This window comes from Streptomyces sp. NPDC015144, from assembly GCF_043079735.1.
Classification (GTDB): Bacteria; Actinomycetota; Actinomycetes; order Streptomycetales; family Streptomycetaceae; genus Streptomyces.
In genome coordinates this window covers 17,900-34,082 of the sequence record NZ_JBIBUU010000028.1, presented here as the reverse complement: position 1 = coordinate 34,082, position 16,183 = coordinate 17,900, and the positions used below count along the sequence as shown (strand labels likewise).

Genomic DNA, 16,183 nt, shown 5'->3' with positions numbered 1-16,183 from the left:
GCGCACCCGGACGGCCGCAATGCCGAGGGGCGGCGCGGCCGTCCGGACCGGTCTCGCTACTCTGGACGGCATGGACTACGTATCCGCGCTCCTGCCCCCCGTGGTGATGGCCGCCTTCTTCATCGGCCTCGTCGTGACGATCGTCAAGAGCCAGGGCGGTCCCAACAAGGCCAAGGAGGACGCGGCCGTGGACCTGGCGCTCGGCCGTGCCGAGTCGGTGCAGCAGGCCCCGCGGAGCGACGGCGCCTGACCGGCCTCATATCCCCGCAGTACGTCGAGGGCGTACGGCTCATCCGGAGCCGTACGCCCTTTTGTTGTGCGAATAAACCGGGCATTTTGGCCATCTCCTACTAAAGTGGCGTTGTGCCCCGTCAATTGGGAGATCTGGAAGACGCCGTGATGACACGGGTCTGGCAATGGAACCGTCCGGTCACCGTGCGGGAAGTCCTTGAGGACCTCCAGCAGGAACGCTCCATCGCCTACACCACCGTCATGACGGTAATGGACAATCTCCATCAGAAGGGCTGGGTGCGCAGGGAAGTGGACGGCCGCGCATATAGATATACGGCGGTGTCCACACGTGCCGCCTACTCGGCCGCGCTGATGAACGAAGCATGGTCCCGCAGTGACAACCCCGCCGCCGCCCTTGTCGCCTTCTTCGGGATGATGTCCGCCGAGCAGCGTGAAGCGCTCAGGGACGCCATGCGGGTCGTTCGGCCCGGCCGCTCGGAGGGCGCCGCGCCGGACGGGCCGGGCGGGGAACGGCCCGGAGAAGCGGACGGGGAACCGCCTGTGGAAGCGGACGCGGAACGGTCCGGGGGAGAACCCGGGGAACCGGCCGATGGGGCGGCGCCGGACGCCGGGCGATAGCGTCGGGGTATGTCCTCAGAGCTTCCGCCCGCCGAATCCCGTACCGCACCGCCGACCAAAAAGACGGCCATCACGGTCCGACGTGCCAGGACCAGTGATGTGGCATCGGTACGCCGCCTCCTGGACGGGTACGTACGCGAAGGCATCCTGCTCGACAAAGCGACCGTGACGCTTTACGAGGACATCCAGGAGTTCTGGATCGCGGAACGCGACGAGGACGCCCGGGTCGTCGGCTGCGGCGCCCTGCACGTGATGTGGGAAGACCTCGCCGAAGTGCGTACTCTCGCCGTCGACCACGCCCTCAGGGGCGCCGGAGTCGGCCATCAGGTGCTGGACAAGTTGTTGCAGACCGCCCGTTGGCTGGGCGTACGGCGGGTTTTCTGTCTCACCTTCGAAGTGGACTTCTTCGCGAAGCACGGCTTCGTGGAGATCGGGGAGACACCGGTCGACGGAGATGTCTACAGCGAGCTGCTGCGTTCCTATGACGAGGGTGTGGCGGAGTTCCTGGGGCTCGAACGAGTGAAGCCGAACACCTTGGGCAACAGCCGGATGCTTCTGCATCTGTGACCGGCATCCGTGACCGCCGGAACAAGGCGGAACCCTATGTCCGAATCGCGCACGTTTCCCGTGTTCCCCTGATCCTGAACCTCTCCCGGGGGTTTGTGTTTTCCGGGGAAAAGCGGTTTCCTTTCCGCGTACTGCATTTTCGATGAAAGGGAATCCAGTGGCACAGAAGGTTCAGGTCCTTCTTGTCGATGACCTCGACGGCGGCGAGGCGGACGAGACGGTCACGTTCGCTCTCGATGGCAAGACGTACGAGATTGACCTCACGACGAGCAACGCGGACAAGCTCCGTGGTCTTCTTGAGCCGTACACCAAGAGTGGCCGGCGCACCGGCGGCCGTGGTAAGGGCCGCGCCGTTACCGGTGGCAACAAGGACACCGCCGAGATCCGTAAGTGGGCCCGCGAGAACGGCCACAATGTGAATGACCGCGGCCGTGTTCCCGCCGAGATCCGTGAGGCTTACCGGAAGGCCAACGGCTGAGTCGTCGGCACGGTCGCCGACGACCCCGTTCGGGTATGCGTCAAACGGGCCCGGTGGCATTCCGTCGCCACCGCGTCCACCAGCCGTACGAGATCGGGGGCAGCCCCGTCCCCGTTCCCGAGGCCGGTGAGGGCCGGGAGCGCCGTACCCCCCTCGTGCCGCGGTCCGGGGGGCCGCAGCCAGGTGGCGGCCCCCGGCGTGCCCGCCGTCCGTCCGGGCGGCACCGGTGCGGTGATCCGGCCGCCCGCGCCGATGGCGGTCAGGGAGAGGGCCACCCCCCGCCACTCCAGCCAGTCGAGCAGGCCGGGAAGCTCCTCGGCGCTCCCCGCCGCGACCAGCAGCCCCATCCGCGCCCCCGACAGCGCCACGGGCCCGGTGCGGCCCAGCCGCCGCAGCGCCGCGCGACCGGCGGCCGCGGGGACCTGGAGCACGTCGAACTCCAGCCCGGTCAGCAGCCGCACCGGCGCGGTGCCCACCGTCGCCCAGCCGAGCTCGCGTTCGTACCACCGCGCCCAGCGGGCGCCCTCGTGGCCCTCCTGCTCGCGATCGGTGGTCGGTGCGGAGGTGGGAAGGGTGATGACCATGCCGGATGAACGCACCCGTCGGCCGGTGGGTTACGCAGAGTCGGCGAACGGGTGCGCGTTGTGTCCGTGATGGGGGCGTAGGGGCGCATTCGGGAGCGCCAATGTGTTCGCCCGTAGCGGAGGGAACCGGCGTGCGCCGCATGGACTGTCTGTAATTGCGGGTAGGACATCCCTAGTGGGAAGGGGCGACACGCAGGTTCGGGCATCTCCCGTTCGCCATCGGCGTAGTGGTGAAAGGGGTATCTGCCTGGCCTGCGGGAACATCGTCTCGCACCATCGGGTTGGAGAAGTTGTCAGCGTTCGGGGCAGGAGGCCAAGGACGGTGTCGGCAGTTGGAATGAGCGGTCCCCGCTTGCGGGACTAAGCTGCGGAAGGACAGGGAGGGGACCGACCCCTAACTGCCTGACCGCTCTGAGGAGCGATTAACGATGTTCGAGAGGTTCACCGACCGCGCGCGGCGGGTTGTCGTCCTGGCTCAGGAAGAAGCCCGGATGCTCAACCACAACTACATCGGCACCGAGCACATCCTCCTGGGCCTTATCCACGAGGGTGAGGGTGTCGCCGCTAAGGCCCTGGAGAGCCTCGGGATTTCGCTCGAGGCGGTCCGCCAGCAGGTGGAGGAGATCATCGGCCAGGGCCAGCAGGCCCCGTCCGGGCACATCCCCTTCACGCCCCGGGCCAAGAAGGTCCTGGAGCTGTCGCTCCGCGAGGCCCTCCAGCTCGGCCACAACTACATCGGCACCGAGCACATCCTGCTCGGCCTGATCCGCGAGGGCGAGGGCGTCGCCGCCCAGGTCCTCGTGAAGCTGGGCGCCGACCTGAACCGGGTGCGGCAGCAGGTCATCCAGCTGCTCTCCGGGTACTCGGGCAGCAAGGAGGCGGCGACCGCGGGCGGCCCCGCGGAAGGCACCCCCTCCACGTCCCTGGTGCTCGACCAGTTCGGCCGGAATCTCACCCAGGCGGCCCGCGAGTCCAAGCTCGACCCGGTCATCGGGCGCGAGAAGGAGATCGAGCGGGTCATGCAGGTGCTGTCCCGCCGTACCAAGAACAACCCGGTCCTCATCGGCGAGCCCGGCGTCGGCAAGACGGCGGTCGTCGAGGGCCTGGCGCAGGCCATCGTCAAGGGCGAGGTGCCCGAGACCCTCAAGGACAAGCACCTCTACACCCTCGACCTCGGCGCGCTGGTCGCCGGCTCCCGCTACCGCGGTGACTTCGAGGAGCGCCTGAAGAAGGTCCTCAAGGAGATCCGCACCCGCGGCGACATCATCCTGTTCATCGACGAGCTCCACACCCTGGTGGGTGCGGGCGCCGCCGAGGGCGCGATCGACGCCGCCTCCATCCTGAAGCCGATGCTGGCCCGCGGTGAGCTCCAGACCATCGGTGCCACCACGCTCGACGAGTACCGCAAGCACCTGGAGAAGGACGCCGCGCTGGAGCGCCGCTTCCAGCCTATCCAGGTCGCCGAGCCGTCGCTGCCGCACACCATCGAGATCCTCAAGGGTCTGCGCGACCGCTACGAGGCCCACCACCGCGTCTCCATCACGGACGAGGCGCTGGTCCAGGCCGCGACGCTGGCCGACCGGTACATCTCCGACCGCTTCCTGCCGGACAAGGCGATCGACCTGATCGACGAGGCCGGTTCCCGGATGCGCATCCGCCGGATGACCGCGCCGCCGGACCTCCGCGAGTTCGACGAGAAGATCGCCGGCGTCCGCCGCGACAAGGAGTCCGCGATCGACTCGCAGGACTTCGAGAAGGCCGCTTCCCTCCGTGACAAGGAGAAGCAGCTCCTCGCCGCGAAGACCAAGCGCGAGAAGGAGTGGAAGGCCGGCGACATGGACGTCGTGGCCGAGGTCGACGGCGAGCTGATCGCCGAGGTCCTCGCCACCGCGACGGGCATCCCGGTCTTCAAGCTGACCGAGGAGGAGTCCTCCCGCCTGCTCCGCATGGAGGACGAGCTGCACAAGCGCGTCATCGGGCAGAAGGACGCCATCAAGGCCCTCTCGCAGGCGATCCGCCGTACGCGGGCCGGTCTGAAGGACCCGAAGCGCCCCGGTGGCTCGTTCATCTTCGCCGGTCCGTCCGGTGTCGGTAAGACCGAGCTCTCCAAGACGCTCGCCGAATTCCTCTTCGGCGACGAGGACGCGCTGATCTCCCTCGACATGTCGGAGTTCAGCGAGAAGCACACGGTTTCCCGTCTCTTCGGTTCGCCCCCCGGCTACGTGGGTTACGAAGAGGGCGGTCAGCTCACCGAGAAGGTGCGCCGCAAGCCGTTCTCCGTCGTCCTCTTCGACGAGGTCGAGAAGGCCCACCCGGATATCTTCAATTCCCTGCTCCAGATTCTGGAGGACGGTCGTCTGACCGACTCCCAGGGCCGGGTCGTGGACTTCAAGAACACGGTCATCATCATGACGACCAACCTCGGTACGCGGGACATCTCGAAGGGCTTCAACCTGGGCTTCGCCGCTCAGGGCGACGTCAAGACCGGCTACGAGCGGATGAAGAACAAGGTCAACGAAGAGCTGAAGCAGCACTTCCGGCCCGAGTTCCTCAACCGTGTCGACGACACGGTCGTCTTCCACCAGCTCAGCCAGGAAGACATCATCCAGATCGTCGACCTGATGATCGCCAAGGTGGACGAGCGCCTGAAGGACCGCGACATGGGCATCGAGCTCAGCGCGGAGGCCAAGACGCTCCTCGCCAAGAAGGGCTACGACCCCGTGATGGGCGCCCGGCCGCTGCGCCGGACGATCCAGCGCGAGATCGAGGACATCCTCTCGGAGAAGATCCTCTTCGGCGAGCTGCGCCCCGGTCACATCGTGGTCGTCGGCACGGAGGGCGAGGGCGACGAGAAGGCGTTCACCTTCCGCGGCGAGGAGAAGACGGCTCTGCCCGACGTCCCGCCGATCGAGCAGGCCGCGGGTGGCGCGGGTCCGAACATGTCGAAGGACGTGTGAGGCCGCCGCTGAGCGCCTGAGCGGAAGCAAGCAGGGGCCCGGGCCCCGGACCGTGTGCAACGGTCCGGGGCCCGGGCCTTTTCCGTTGTGCGGGGCGCCCGGGGCTCTTCCGGGGGCGGCGGTGTCAGATCGCGGTGATCTGGCAGTCGGGCAGCGCCGTCCGGAGCAGGGAGAGATCGCCACCGCCGATGTGGCCGGGCGAGACGAGCAGGAGCTGCTTCAGCGCGGGGAAGGCCCGGGGGATCGCCTCCAGCCCGAGTGTGTCGTCGCCCTGGTTGAGTTCCAGACTCTCCAGGAAGGGCACGGGCTGTTCCGCGGTGAATTCCGTGGCGGACGGCAGGAACAGGGAGAGATGGGCGACCTGCGGAGCCTTTCGGAGGGCGGCGAGCAGCGGGCGGACCGGGGTGGGAGCCCATAGTTCCAGCCGTCGCAAACCGGTCCAGCCGTCGAGCGAGTCGATCTCGAAGAGGGCCACCTGGTGGATGCCCAGCAGGGTCAGCCGGGGGTGGGCCGGGACCTGGGAGAGCCGGTCGGCGCTCAGGTGGTTCAGCTGCAGGGAGTGCAGTTCCCGGGAAGCCGTGGCGGCCAGCGCGGCGCTGGGGAGATGGGTCATGTCGAGCTCGACCGACCTCAGCGAGGGGAGTCCGACGAGCGCGCCGAGGTCCTGGACGGCGGGGCACTGGTTCAGCGACACGGATTCGAGCGCGGTGCAGTCCGTCAGGAACGAGAGGTCGGCCGGTCCGGGGTTCTCCTGGATCTCCACGGCGGTCCACGGACCACCGCGGAGGGCGGTGTCGAGGGTGGTGGCCGGGTGCTCCCCCGTGATCAACGGGCTTCTGACGGACGGCAGATGGCGCAGGGCCGCCAGCTTCTCCTCGGTGTTGAGGACCAGGGATCTGTGCGGCAGGTCGAAGACGGAGAGGACCTCCCGGGCGTACGGGTGTATCGGGTACCGGTCCCAGTTGGCCGTGAGGACGAGTTCGAGCTCCGGGTGGGCGAGGGCCCAGCGACGGGCGTGCGGTACGGCCTCGGCCCCGCCGATCTCGCTGATCAGCTCGGTGAGCAGGTTGATCTCCTCCTCGTCGGTCACCCGGGCCGGGTCCGGCAGGTGGGCCAGGGCGGCCGGGCCGAGGCGGGCGAGCACCTTGACGGCCGTGTAGTCGTCCGGTGGGAAGAGCGCCGACACGGCCGCGTGGACCCGCTCCCGGGTCGGTTCGTCGAGCCAGGTGGCGTGCTGGGCGCAGAGGGCCGCCAGGACGACGATCTCGTCCCGGGTGGCGGTGTCGGCCGGGCCTGGGACGTGGTCGAGGAGGCCGTTGACCAGGACGGGGTGGTCCCGGCGGTCGCAGTGGCCGGCGGCGAGCAGGATGACGTCGTACCAGTTCTGGGAGCCGGCCCGGGTGAGGAGTTCGTGCAGCTGGTCGCCCTCGACGAACTCCTTCGCGGCCAGGAAGTCCTGGAAGGTGCGGTGGGCGAACTGGTAGGTGTCCTCGGCGCGCTCCTGAAGGACCCCGCTGCGGTTGAGCAGGTGGTTCAGGATCGTGTCGGACGAGCCCTGGGAGCTCAGCCGCGCCATGCCGGGCAGGGCGCGTTCCAGCTGGCGCAGGGCGGAGGCGCGGTCCAGCTCCGACTGATTGCCCCGGACCAGCCAGATCGCGATGCGCTGGAGGAGCTGGGCCTGCTCCGCCGGGCTCATCGTGATGCCCTCGGGTGCGTCGATCCGGCGCTGCTTGTCGCGGTCGCCGAGGAGCATGGTGAGGGCGGACGCGTAGAGGCTCCAGCGGGTCTCCGGGAGGAGGCCCTGGCGGCGGCGGTGCAGGGCGCAGATCACGGCGCAGAGCAGCGGGGTGCGGGCGAGGTCGCGCAGGATGCGGTTCTGGGCGAACTGCTGGACGAGGTCCCGCTCCAGCATGCCGAGCGTCTCGTGGTCGTCGTCGTCCAGCCGGGCGGCCCGGTGCCAGGCGGCGACGAACGCCTCGATGTCCTGGTCCCTCATCGGCAGCAGCCGCAGCTCCTCGAAGCCCTGGCCGTCCAGCCAGCCGGACTCGACGGCGAGCGGGCGCACCGTGACGACGCAGCGGGTGTCCGGGTAGCGGTCCAGGAGCCGGGAGAGCCACTGGTGGGCCTGCTCGCGGTCGTCGCCCGGCACCTCGTCCAGTCCGTCGACCAGCAGCAGCCCCCGGCCGGACTCCAGCACCCGGCCCACCCAGCCCTCGGGGGCTCGGTCGACCACCAGCCGGGCCGCGTCGGGCAGCTGTGCGGGGGAGGGGAAGGTGCCGCCCTCGGCGCGCAGGGTGCGCAGCGGGACGACGAACGGGACCAGCCCGTTGAGCGCGCCCAGCTCCGTGCTCAGGGTGCCGGACGCGGCGTGCGCGGCCAGCCACCACAGCAGCGTGGTCTTGCCCGCGCCCGCGTCGCCGCGCAGCAGGACCCGGTGCCGGTCGGGGAGGAGGGCCTCGATCCGCCGGGCCGGGCCGGGGGTGGACGGTCCGAGTCCGCTCCGGTCGGGTTGCTGCTGGGCCTCCAGGCTCAGGTACGCGGTGTCCAGGTCCCATTCGGAGTCGCGTCGGCCCAGCTCGTCGAGGCCGAAGATCTTCGTCCGGCGGTACGCGGCCCCGAGCGCCGCCGCGTAGTCCTTCTCGTACCAGGCGTCCCGGGGGAAGTGGCCGCGTACCGGCTCGTGGCGCAGGGGCGGGCCGTTCTGCTCGTAGACCAGCCGGAACGGTTTCGCGGCGAGCAGCGGGGCGAGCGGTACGCACTCCACGCGGCGGCCCGCGCGCCCCTGGGGGACCTGCCGGGCGATGCCGATGAGGACGTCACCGGCGAAGACGGGGCCGCCCGACAGTCCACGCAGCGCCGACACCCGGGCGTCGTCGGCCGGGGGCGGGCCGTCCAGCTCGCAGACGAGCAGCCCGCGCGCCTGTCCGGCGGTCGGCAGGGCGGTGGCGGTGTACTGGTCGGACTCCAGGTGCCCCTCGTGCCCGTACCGCTGGACGTGCGGGAAGCCGGTGATCTCGCAGCCGGGGACGGCGTGCTCGGAGTGGAGGAGGCCGAGCCGTGCCGGGGTGTCCGGGCCGAGCGGGTCGGTGGTGACCAGGAGCGCGGCGTCGAGGTCGTGGTCCATCCAGGCGACCTTCGCGGGGGTGGGCCCGGTCCGGAGCGGGTGGGCGACCAGGGCGGGACCGCGCTGGACGACATGGGCGCAGGTCAGGACGAGGCGGTCGGTGAGCAGGACACCGCTGCCCTGGGCGGCCGCGGTGACGACGACCGTGCGCTCCGCGACGGTCACGGCCGGGGCGTCCCACCGCCGCCGAAGTGGGCCGTGCTGCCCGGGTCGTCGTCGCTGATCTCCCAGGCCCCGCCGGTCGCGGCGGTACGCGGCTTCAGCGTGAAGGCGACCTTGTGGGTGCGGCCGGTCGCGCGGGAGGCGTCGGCGCCCGCGTCGACCACCCATGCCTTCACCCGGCCGCCGCCCTTGATCTCCTTGCGGAGTTCGAGGGTGAACTCCATCTGGATGTCGCCGACCTCGAAGGCCAGCGGGCTGCCGGTGGCGCGGCCCGCGGCGTCGATGAGCTGGTCGCGGATCGATTCGACGGCGTCGGCGAGCTCGATGCCGTCCATGTCGCTGCCCATGTCCCCGTCCCCCCGGAGTTCGCTGTGGTCCCGTCACCTTAGGGCCGAAGGTCCCGGAAGGGGGTCGGTTCCGGCCTGCCCGCGGTGACAAGCCGCACAGCCCGTTCCGGGCCTACTAGGGGCGATAGGGGAGGCGGAGCGGGTGATCGCCGGACGGCCCGGAACGGTGTCCCGGCGGGCCCGGCCGTGGTCGCGGCGGTGGGAAGCCCGGCGAATTCCCGAGGTGTCGGATACGGCTTTTGTTCGTAGATGGGGGGTTTGAACCCCGGCTGGGATGCGGGTTACCAAGGGATGGCCAGCCCGGTCGAGCGCCGGGTCCAGTCATCTACGGAGGTTCTCCGCATATGTCGAAGCGCGTTTCGTTCCAGCACTCCCGCCGCCCGTCCCTGTCCCGTACCCGCGGCGCCCTGATGGCGGCCGGTCTCGGTGCGTCGATGGTTCTCGGCGCGGGCGCTGCGTTCGCGGCCGGTTCGGCGGGGGCCCCGAGCGGTGTGGACCATCTGACCGGTGCCGGCGCGGCCCGGTCGATCACCGAGCAGGCCGCCGTCCAGGGCAAGCTCGCCGCGAAGAAGGCCGCGTCGGCCAAGAAGGCGGCCGCCGCGAAGAAGGCCGCCATCAAGAAGGCGCACGGCTGGTCCGCCCCGGTGAACCGTTACGAGCTGAGCGCGAGCTACGGCAACGACGGCAGCCGCTGGGCCCACAAGCACTCCGGCCAGGACTTCGCCGTGCCGATCGGCACCAGGGTCGAGGCCGCGCACAGCGGCGTCGTCGTGAAGGCCGGCCCGAACGGCGGCGGCGACGGCCCCGCGTACGGCAACGCCGTCGTGATCAAGCACTCCAACGGCACGTACTCCCAGTACGCCCACCTGTCGCGGATCGACGTGCGGATCGGCGACGCCGTGCGGACCGGTGAGCGGATCGCGCTCTCCGGCAACACCGGGAACTCCAGCGGCCCGCACCTGCACTTCGAGATCCGGCACACCGCCGACTACGGCTCGGCGGTCAACCCGGTCCACTTCCTGCACCGCGAGGGCGTGCGCGTCTGACCGGACCGCGTCACGACTCCGGGGCGTCGGTACCCCTATCCGCTCCCGCACCCGCGCCCGTGTGCGCCTGGGTGATCAGTTCGATGGCGACCTCCAGGACGGCCTTGCGCTTCTCCTCGGGGTCGCCCTCGGCGTCCTTGAGGGCGAACATCCCCGCGTGCGAGGCGACGAGCGCGGTGAAGCAGCGCACCTGGTCGGCCAGTGAGGCGTCCGGCTCCTGGAGCAGCCCCACCAGGGCGATCACGCGCTCCTTGATCGTCACACCGATGCTGAGGTCGCGGACGGCCGCCTGGTTCTCCTGCATGAAGCGGAAGAGCGGGGCGGCCTCGACCAGCGCCTCGCTGTAGCGGTGCAGGAGCTCCTTCTTCGTCTCCAGCGTGCGCGGCTGCTCCTGGCCCCAGGCGACCAGCTCCTCCACCGGACGGTTCAGGTCCTCGAAGATGCCGACCAGGATGTCTTCCTTGGTCTTGAAGTGGTAGTACAGCGCCGCCTTGGTGACGTCCAGCCGCTCGGCGATCTCGCGGAGCGAGGTCTTCTCGTAGCCCTGCTCGGCGAAGAGCTCCAGGGCGACGTCCTGAATGCGCTGGCGCGTGTTGCCACGGCGCTGCTGCGGTGTGCGGCCCATGAGAGCTCCTCAAAACTTACTTGACGCCCGGCTAGTTAGGGGTCTACCTTCCCCAGTGTAGTTACTAGCCGGGCGGCAAGTAAGTCCTCCGGCTCAGGCAGGGGAACGGGTCCGTACGGCGGGGCCGGGGGAGTGGGAACGATGACCGATCTGAAGAAAGCGCCAGGCGGGGGCGGGGAAGCGGCCGCCGCGGAGCGGCCGGCCGCGGAGCCCGGGGTGCCGCAGCGCAGCGTCCGGGTGGTGATCCTCGCCCTGATGATCACGATGCTGCTCGCCATGCTGGACAACCTGATCGTCGGCACGGCCATGCCGACGATCGTCGGCGACCTCGGCGGTCTGGAGCACCTCTCCTGGGTCGTCACCGCCTACACCCTGGCCACCGCGGCCTCCACGCCCATCTGGGGCAAGCTCGGCGACATGTACGGGCGCAAGGGCATCTTCCTCACGTCCATAGTGATCTTCCTGATCGGCTCGGTGCTGAGCGGAATGGCCCAGGACATGGGCCAGCTGATCGGCTTCCGGGCGGTTCAGGGGCTCGGCGCCGGCGGTCTGATGGTCGGCGTCATGGCGATCATCGGCGACCTCGTCCCGCCCCGCGAGCGCGGCAGGTACCAGGGCATGATGGCCGGTGTCATGGCCATCGCCATGATCGGCGGACCGCTGGTCGGCGGCACCATCACCGACCACCTCGGCTGGCGCTGGAGCTTCTACATCAACCTGCCGCTGGGCGCGGTCGCCCTCGCCATGGTCACCATGGTCCTGCACCTGCCCCGGCGCGAGGGCGGCAAGGGCCGGATCGACTACCTCGGCGCCGGGCTGCTCACCCTCGGCATCACCTCGATCGTGCTGGTCACGACCTGGGGCGGCTCGGAGTACGCCTGGACCTCCACCGTGATCATGGAGCTCGTCGCGATCGGGGTCGTCGCCCTCGTGGCCTTCGTCTTCGTCGAGACGAAGGCGGCGCAGCCGATCATCCCGCTGCACATCTTCCGCAACCGCAACTTCACCCTGATGTCCGTCATCGGCTTCATGACCGGCTTCGTGATGTTCGGCGCGGTGCTCTTCCTGCCCCTGTACCAGCAGTCCGTCCAGGGTGCCTCGGCGACCAACTCCGGTGTGCTGCTCCTGCCGATGCTGCTGTCGATGATGGTCGTCTCGCTCGTCGCCGGACGGGTCACCACCAGCACCGGCAAGTACAAGATCTTCCCGATCCTGGGCTCCGTGCTGATGGTGAGCGGCCTCTACCTGCTGTCCCGGATGGACGTCGACACCACCCGGCTCACCTCCGGCGTCTACATGGCGGTGCTCGGCGCGGGGATGGGCTTCCTGATGCAGATCACCATGCTCGTCGCGCAGAACAGCGTGGAGCTGAAGGACATGGGCGCCGCCTCCTCCTCGACCACCCTCTTCCGCACGCTCGGCAGCTCCTTCGGCGTCGCGATCATGGGCGCGCTCTTCACCGGGCGGGTGCAGGACGAGATGCTGGCCCGCGGCGGCGGGGCGGCGACCGCGAGGTCCGCGCAGCTGGACGCGGCGAGCCTGGCGAAGCTGCCGGACGCGGCGCGCGAGGCGTACCAGTTCGCGGTGGCCTCGGGGACGCACATCGCGTTCCTGGTGGGCGCCTCGGTCGCGGTGATCGCGCTGGTGTCCTCGGTCTTCGTCAAGGAAGTGCCGCTGCGCGGTTCGGGCCCGGCGCCCAAGCCGGTCGCCGAGGCCGTCTGAAACCCTCCGCGGGTACGGAGCGGACGTACGGAACGACGGAACGGGAGGCTCCCGGGCGCAGGCCCCGGGGGCCTCCCGCCGTTTCGCGCCCGCGCTCGGCCGCCGGTCCGCGCGTCCGTGCTCGGCCGCGCCGCCGTTACGCCCGCTTGCGCCCCGGCGCCGCCCCGGCACCGTCGCTGCTGCCGCTGTCCCCGTCCGCGTCGCCGCCCGCGCTCTCCGCGGCACGCTGCTCCGCCACCGCGAGGATGGGGAAGCTCCCGGTGTTCGTCGGCGCGTGCTCCGGCAGCCACAGCACCGCGATGGCCCCGCCGGAGCCCTGCGCCGCCCCCTCGGGCCCCGCGTTGCGGAAGGTCAGCCGGGCCCCGAGGACCCGTGCCTGACCGGCGGCGATGGTCAGCCCGAGGCCGTGCCCCCGGCCCGCCCGGTCACTGCTGCCGGTACGGAACCGGCTCGGCCCCTCGCGCAGCAGGTCCGCCGGGAACCCGGGACCGTGGTCGCGGATCCGGACCACCCGGCCCTCGACCGTCACCTCCACCGGGGTGGCGCCGTGCTTGGCGGCGTTGCCCAGCAGGTTCCCCAGGATCCGCTCCAGCCGCCGGGGATCGGTGCTGACGTACGACTCGTGCACCACCCGCACCGTCACGTCCGGGTTCAGCAGCCCGATCCGCCGACTGACGAACTCGCCCAGCGCCAGCTCCTGGAGCTCGGCCCGCTCCGACGCGCTGTCCAGCCGGGCCACCTCCAGCACGTCCTCGACCAGCGTCCGCATCGCCTGCGCCCGGTCCCGCACCAGCTCGGTCGGGCGCCCCGGGGGCAGCAGCTCGGCCGCCGTGAGCAGCCCGGTCACCGGCGTACGCAGCTCGTGCGCGATGTCCGCGGTGACCCGCCGCTCCGCCTCGATCCGCGCGTTCAACGCGTCCGTCAGCGCGTCCACCGCGCCGGCCAGCTCGTCCGTCTCGTCCCGGACGACCCCGCCGACCGCGTCCCGCACCCGTACGTCCGTGTTGCCCTGGGCGACCCGGCCCGCCGCGGCCGCCGCCTTGCGCAGCCGGCGCGACAGCTGGCCGCCGATCAGCACCCCCAGCGCGCAGCCGCCGAACACCACCGAGACCGAGCCGATGATCAGCGCCCGGTCCAGATCGGCCATGATCGTGGAGCTGCGCCCGGCGAACCGGGTGTGCAGCGAGAGCACGTCGCCGTGACCGACCGGGACCGCCGCCCACACGTCGGGCACGCCCTTCGCGGTCTCCTCGACATGGGTGGCCCGCCGGTTCTTGGCGGTCTCCGCGCGCAGGCTCTGCGGCATCGTCGGATCGTTGAGCTTGGCGCCGAAGCGGGGATCGGCCTTCTTCGTCTTCGTCGCCTCGTACAGGAGCTGCGCGTACGTCAGCCGCTCCAACTGGACCTCGCGGGCGTTCTCCAGCATCGAGACCCGGGCCGCGTTGTGCACGACGAAGCTGAGCGCGACCGCGGTCAGCGCCCCGACCGCGGCGATCGCGATGCTGATCTTCCAGCGGACCCCCGTCCGCAGGGCGGGCCGCTTCACGGCCGGAGTTTGTAGCCGAAGCCGCGGACCGTCTCGATCCGGTCCTGGCCGATCTTGGTGCGCAGCCGCTGCACATGGACGTCCACGACCCGGGTGTCACCGCCCCATCCGTAGTCCCAGACCCGTTCCAGGAGCTTGTCGCGGGAGAGGACCGTGCCCGGCGCCGCCGAGAACTCCAGCAGCAGCCGCATCTCCGTCGGGGTCAGCGCCACCCGCTCACCGCCCCGGTGCACGGCCATGCCCTCGGTGTCGACCTCCAGGTCACCGAAGACCAGCACCCCGCCGGCGTCCTCCGACTCCGGCTCGCCGCCGCCCGCCTGCCCGCCCGAGGCATGGCCGAACCGGCGCAGCACGGCGCGGATACGGGCCACCAGCACCGCCCCGTCGAACGGTTTGGTGACGTAGTCGTCCGCACCGGCCTCCAGGCCCAGCACCACGTCGATCGAGTCGGCGCGGGCCGACAGCATGATCACGGGAACCGTCGACTCGTCGCGGATGCGGCGGCAGAGGCTGACCCCGTCGAGCCCCGGCACCATCACGTCGAGCAGGGCGATGTCGGGGCGGTCCGCCCGGAACGCCTCCAGGCCCGAGAGCCCGTCGGGCATCGCGGTGACCGCGAAGCCGTCGCGCTCCAGCGCCAACTGGGTGGCTTCGCGGATGACGTCGTCGTCCTCGACGAACAGGACATGGGTCTCGGCCATCGGAATGCTCTCAGTTCCCCGCCGGCCCGGCGTCCGTCCCCGGGAGGGCGGCCCCGCCGTTGCCCACGGCTCGGTTGAAGTCGTTGTGCACCCGGTCGTGTTCGCCGAACCGGTTGCCCGCCCAGCGGTAGGTGATCACTTCCTCGCCGGAGGGGTACGCGACCGCGTCCTTCTTCTCGTAGACCTGGGTCGTCACCACCAGATCGCCGCGGTCGATGGTCCCGTAGACGGCGGGCTGCTCGACGGCGAACACGTTCTGGTACGAGCCGTTGCCCTCCCGCCGGTACACGTACGTGCCCACGCCCACCGAATCGGCGCAGGTCATCACGTTCACCACGACATCGGGCGCCGGGCCGCCGGTCAGCGTGCCGTACGAGGTGTCCACCGGGTAGTCGGAACCGGCGCAGGGCTTCAGGTCCGTCCGGACCCGCTCGCTGACCCTGGGGTCCCGCTTGAGCAGCGCCACGGGGTCGACCCGGGTGGCGGGCCGGGCGGACGAGGAGGGGGTGTCGCCGGGGGTGACCTGGGCGACGGGCTGGGTACCGGCCGGGCCCTCGTCCCGGGTGCCGGTGCCGCCGGTCGAGCAGCTCGCCGTGAACAGCCCGAAGGCGGCGAGCCCGACCAGGGTCGTGGCGGCCGCCGCCCGGCCGGTCAGGCGCCGGCCACGCCGGACGGCGGCCGCGTGGCCGCCGTCGTCTCTTCCGCTGCCACGGTCACCGCCGTCGCCGCTGGCTGTCAGGCCGCGCACCGCTCCCGCCCCCGTTCGTCCGTATGCCTGCCCGCCCGCGCCCGCGCCGGAACGCGGCCGACCGGCCGCCGCCGCTCCTCGGCGATCCGGGCCTCCCGGCTCGCCGCCTCGCGGCTCTCCAGCTCCTGGCGCAGCCGTGCCAGCGCACGGTGCAGCGTGCTCTTCACCGTACCGGCAGACATGCCGAGCGCGGCGGCCGTCTCCTCCGTGCTCATCTGCTCCCAGTGTCGCAGCACGACGACGCTGCGCTGCTTGGGAGCCAGCACGCCGAGCACGTCCATCAGCAGGGCGCGGTCGGCGCGCTGCTCGGTGCCGTCCTCGACGCTGGCGTCGGGCAGCTGCTCGGTCGGGACCTCGTCCAGCTTGCGCGCCCGCCACCACTCGGTACGGGTGTTGATCATGACGCGACGGAGGTAGGCGTCGGCCAGCGACTTGTCGGCGATCCCGTCCCAGCGGCCGTACGTACGGGCCAGGGCGGTCTGGAGCAGGTCCTGCGCGTCCACCGGGTCGGGGACCAGCCGTCGCGCGCTGCGCAGCAGCGCGTCCTGCCGAGTGCGTACGTAGTCCTCGAACGCGAGTACCTCGCCCTGCGCCATTCCAACCGCCTCCGTCCCCGTGGATCCCCGTGCTGCCGACGCCGGCCGTTGTGCGGTCGGGCCGTCGTCGGGCTGATGGGAAAACGCTACGGAGCGGTTGTCACGAGGCT

Annotated in this window: 15 protein-coding genes; 7 read left to right on the top strand and 8 right to left on the bottom strand. The window is 70.8% G+C overall.

Annotated elements, in window-relative coordinates:
• Positions 1 to 70: 70 nt before the first annotated feature.
• From ACF08W_RS32315 to ACF08W_RS32300, 4 genes are all read left to right on the top strand, one after another.
• Complete coding sequence (locus tag ACF08W_RS32315; RefSeq protein WP_352275513.1) at positions 71 to 250, top strand: hypothetical protein; 180 nt, start codon at positions 71 to 73, stop codon at positions 248 to 250.
• A 113-nt stretch (positions 251 to 363) separates the two neighbouring features.
• Positions 364 to 870, top strand: a complete 507-nt coding sequence (locus ACF08W_RS32310; RefSeq protein ID WP_392281480.1) for a BlaI/MecI/CopY family transcriptional regulator — start codon at positions 364 to 366, stop codon at positions 868 to 870.
• 9 nt (positions 871 to 879) lie between these two features.
• Entirely contained in the window at positions 880 to 1,437 is a 558-nt protein-coding gene (locus ACF08W_RS32305; protein WP_385203836.1) for an amino-acid N-acetyltransferase, read from the top strand.
• 157 nt (positions 1,438 to 1,594) lie between these two features.
• Complete coding sequence (locus ACF08W_RS32300; RefSeq protein ID WP_352275508.1) at positions 1,595 to 1,915, top strand: Lsr2 family protein; 321 nt, start codon at positions 1,595 to 1,597, stop codon at positions 1,913 to 1,915.
• Here the strand turns inward: ACF08W_RS32300 and ACF08W_RS32295 are convergent.
• Positions 1,894 to 2,499, bottom strand: a complete 606-nt coding sequence (locus tag ACF08W_RS32295) for an SCO3374 family protein (RefSeq protein WP_392281479.1) — start codon at positions 2,497 to 2,499, stop codon at positions 1,894 to 1,896. The genes ACF08W_RS32300 and ACF08W_RS32295 overlap by 22 nt on opposite strands.
• Before the next feature lie 428 nt (positions 2,500 to 2,927).
• Here ACF08W_RS32295 and ACF08W_RS32290 point away from each other — a divergent pair, with 428 nt between their 5' ends.
• Positions 2,928 to 5,456, top strand: a complete 2,529-nt coding sequence (locus ACF08W_RS32290) for an ATP-dependent Clp protease ATP-binding subunit (RefSeq protein ID WP_352275506.1) — start codon at positions 2,928 to 2,930, stop codon at positions 5,454 to 5,456.
• 124 nt (positions 5,457 to 5,580) lie between these two features.
• On the opposite strand, the gene ACF08W_RS32285 is transcribed toward ACF08W_RS32290, so the two are convergent.
• A complete protein-coding gene (locus ACF08W_RS32285) occupies positions 5,581 to 8,745 on the bottom strand; it encodes an NACHT domain-containing protein (protein WP_392281478.1) in 3,165 nt (1,054 codons plus the stop codon).
• On the bottom strand, positions 8,742 to 9,089 hold the full coding sequence (locus ACF08W_RS32280; protein WP_392281477.1) for a trypco2 family protein: 348 nt from the start codon (positions 9,087 to 9,089) through the stop codon (positions 8,742 to 8,744). Before ACF08W_RS32280 ends, ACF08W_RS32285 begins: the two co-directional genes overlap by 4 nt.
• 344 nt (positions 9,090 to 9,433) lie before the next feature.
• Between ACF08W_RS32280 and ACF08W_RS32275 the strand changes: the two genes are divergently transcribed.
• Complete coding sequence (locus tag ACF08W_RS32275; RefSeq protein WP_352275503.1) at positions 9,434 to 10,135, top strand: M23 family metallopeptidase; 702 nt, start codon at positions 9,434 to 9,436, stop codon at positions 10,133 to 10,135.
• Between the two features lie 10 nt (positions 10,136 to 10,145).
• On the opposite strand, the gene ACF08W_RS32270 is transcribed toward ACF08W_RS32275, so the two are convergent.
• Positions 10,146 to 10,760: a TetR/AcrR family transcriptional regulator gene (locus tag ACF08W_RS32270; protein ID WP_392281476.1), complete on the bottom strand. Its 615-nt coding sequence runs from the start codon at positions 10,758 to 10,760 to the stop codon at positions 10,146 to 10,148.
• A 141-nt stretch (positions 10,761 to 10,901) separates the two neighbouring features.
• Here ACF08W_RS32270 and ACF08W_RS32265 point away from each other — a divergent pair, with 141 nt between their 5' ends.
• Entirely contained in the window at positions 10,902 to 12,482 is a 1,581-nt protein-coding gene (locus ACF08W_RS32265; RefSeq protein ID WP_352275500.1) for an MDR family MFS transporter, read from the top strand.
• A 136-nt stretch (positions 12,483 to 12,618) separates the two neighbouring features.
• Here the strand turns inward: ACF08W_RS32265 and cseC are convergent, their stop codons facing one another.
• Genes cseC through ACF08W_RS32245 form a run of 4 tightly spaced genes read right to left on the bottom strand, consistent with a single transcriptional unit; the run spans position 12,619 to position 16,073 of the window.
• On the bottom strand, positions 12,619 to 14,028 hold the full coding sequence (gene cseC / locus ACF08W_RS32260) for a two-component system sensor histidine kinase CseC (RefSeq protein ID WP_392281475.1): 1,410 nt from the start codon (positions 14,026 to 14,028) through the stop codon (positions 12,619 to 12,621).
• On the bottom strand, positions 14,025 to 14,729 hold the full coding sequence (gene cseB / locus ACF08W_RS32255) for a two-component system response regulator CseB (protein WP_385203856.1): 705 nt from the start codon (positions 14,727 to 14,729) through the stop codon (positions 14,025 to 14,027). The genes cseC and cseB overlap by 4 nt, the downstream gene beginning before the upstream one ends.
• 10 nt (positions 14,730 to 14,739) lie before the next feature.
• Positions 14,740 to 15,477 carry a hypothetical protein gene (locus tag ACF08W_RS32250; protein ID WP_385203859.1) on the bottom strand — a complete coding sequence of 246 codons (738 nt, stop codon included), beginning with the start codon at positions 15,475 to 15,477 and terminating at the stop codon, positions 14,740 to 14,742.
• A complete protein-coding gene (locus ACF08W_RS32245; protein WP_352275494.1) occupies positions 15,465 to 16,073 on the bottom strand; it encodes a SigE family RNA polymerase sigma factor in 609 nt (202 codons plus the stop codon). The genes ACF08W_RS32250 and ACF08W_RS32245 overlap by 13 nt, the downstream gene beginning before the upstream one ends.
• Positions 16,074 to 16,183: the final 110 nt, after the last annotated feature.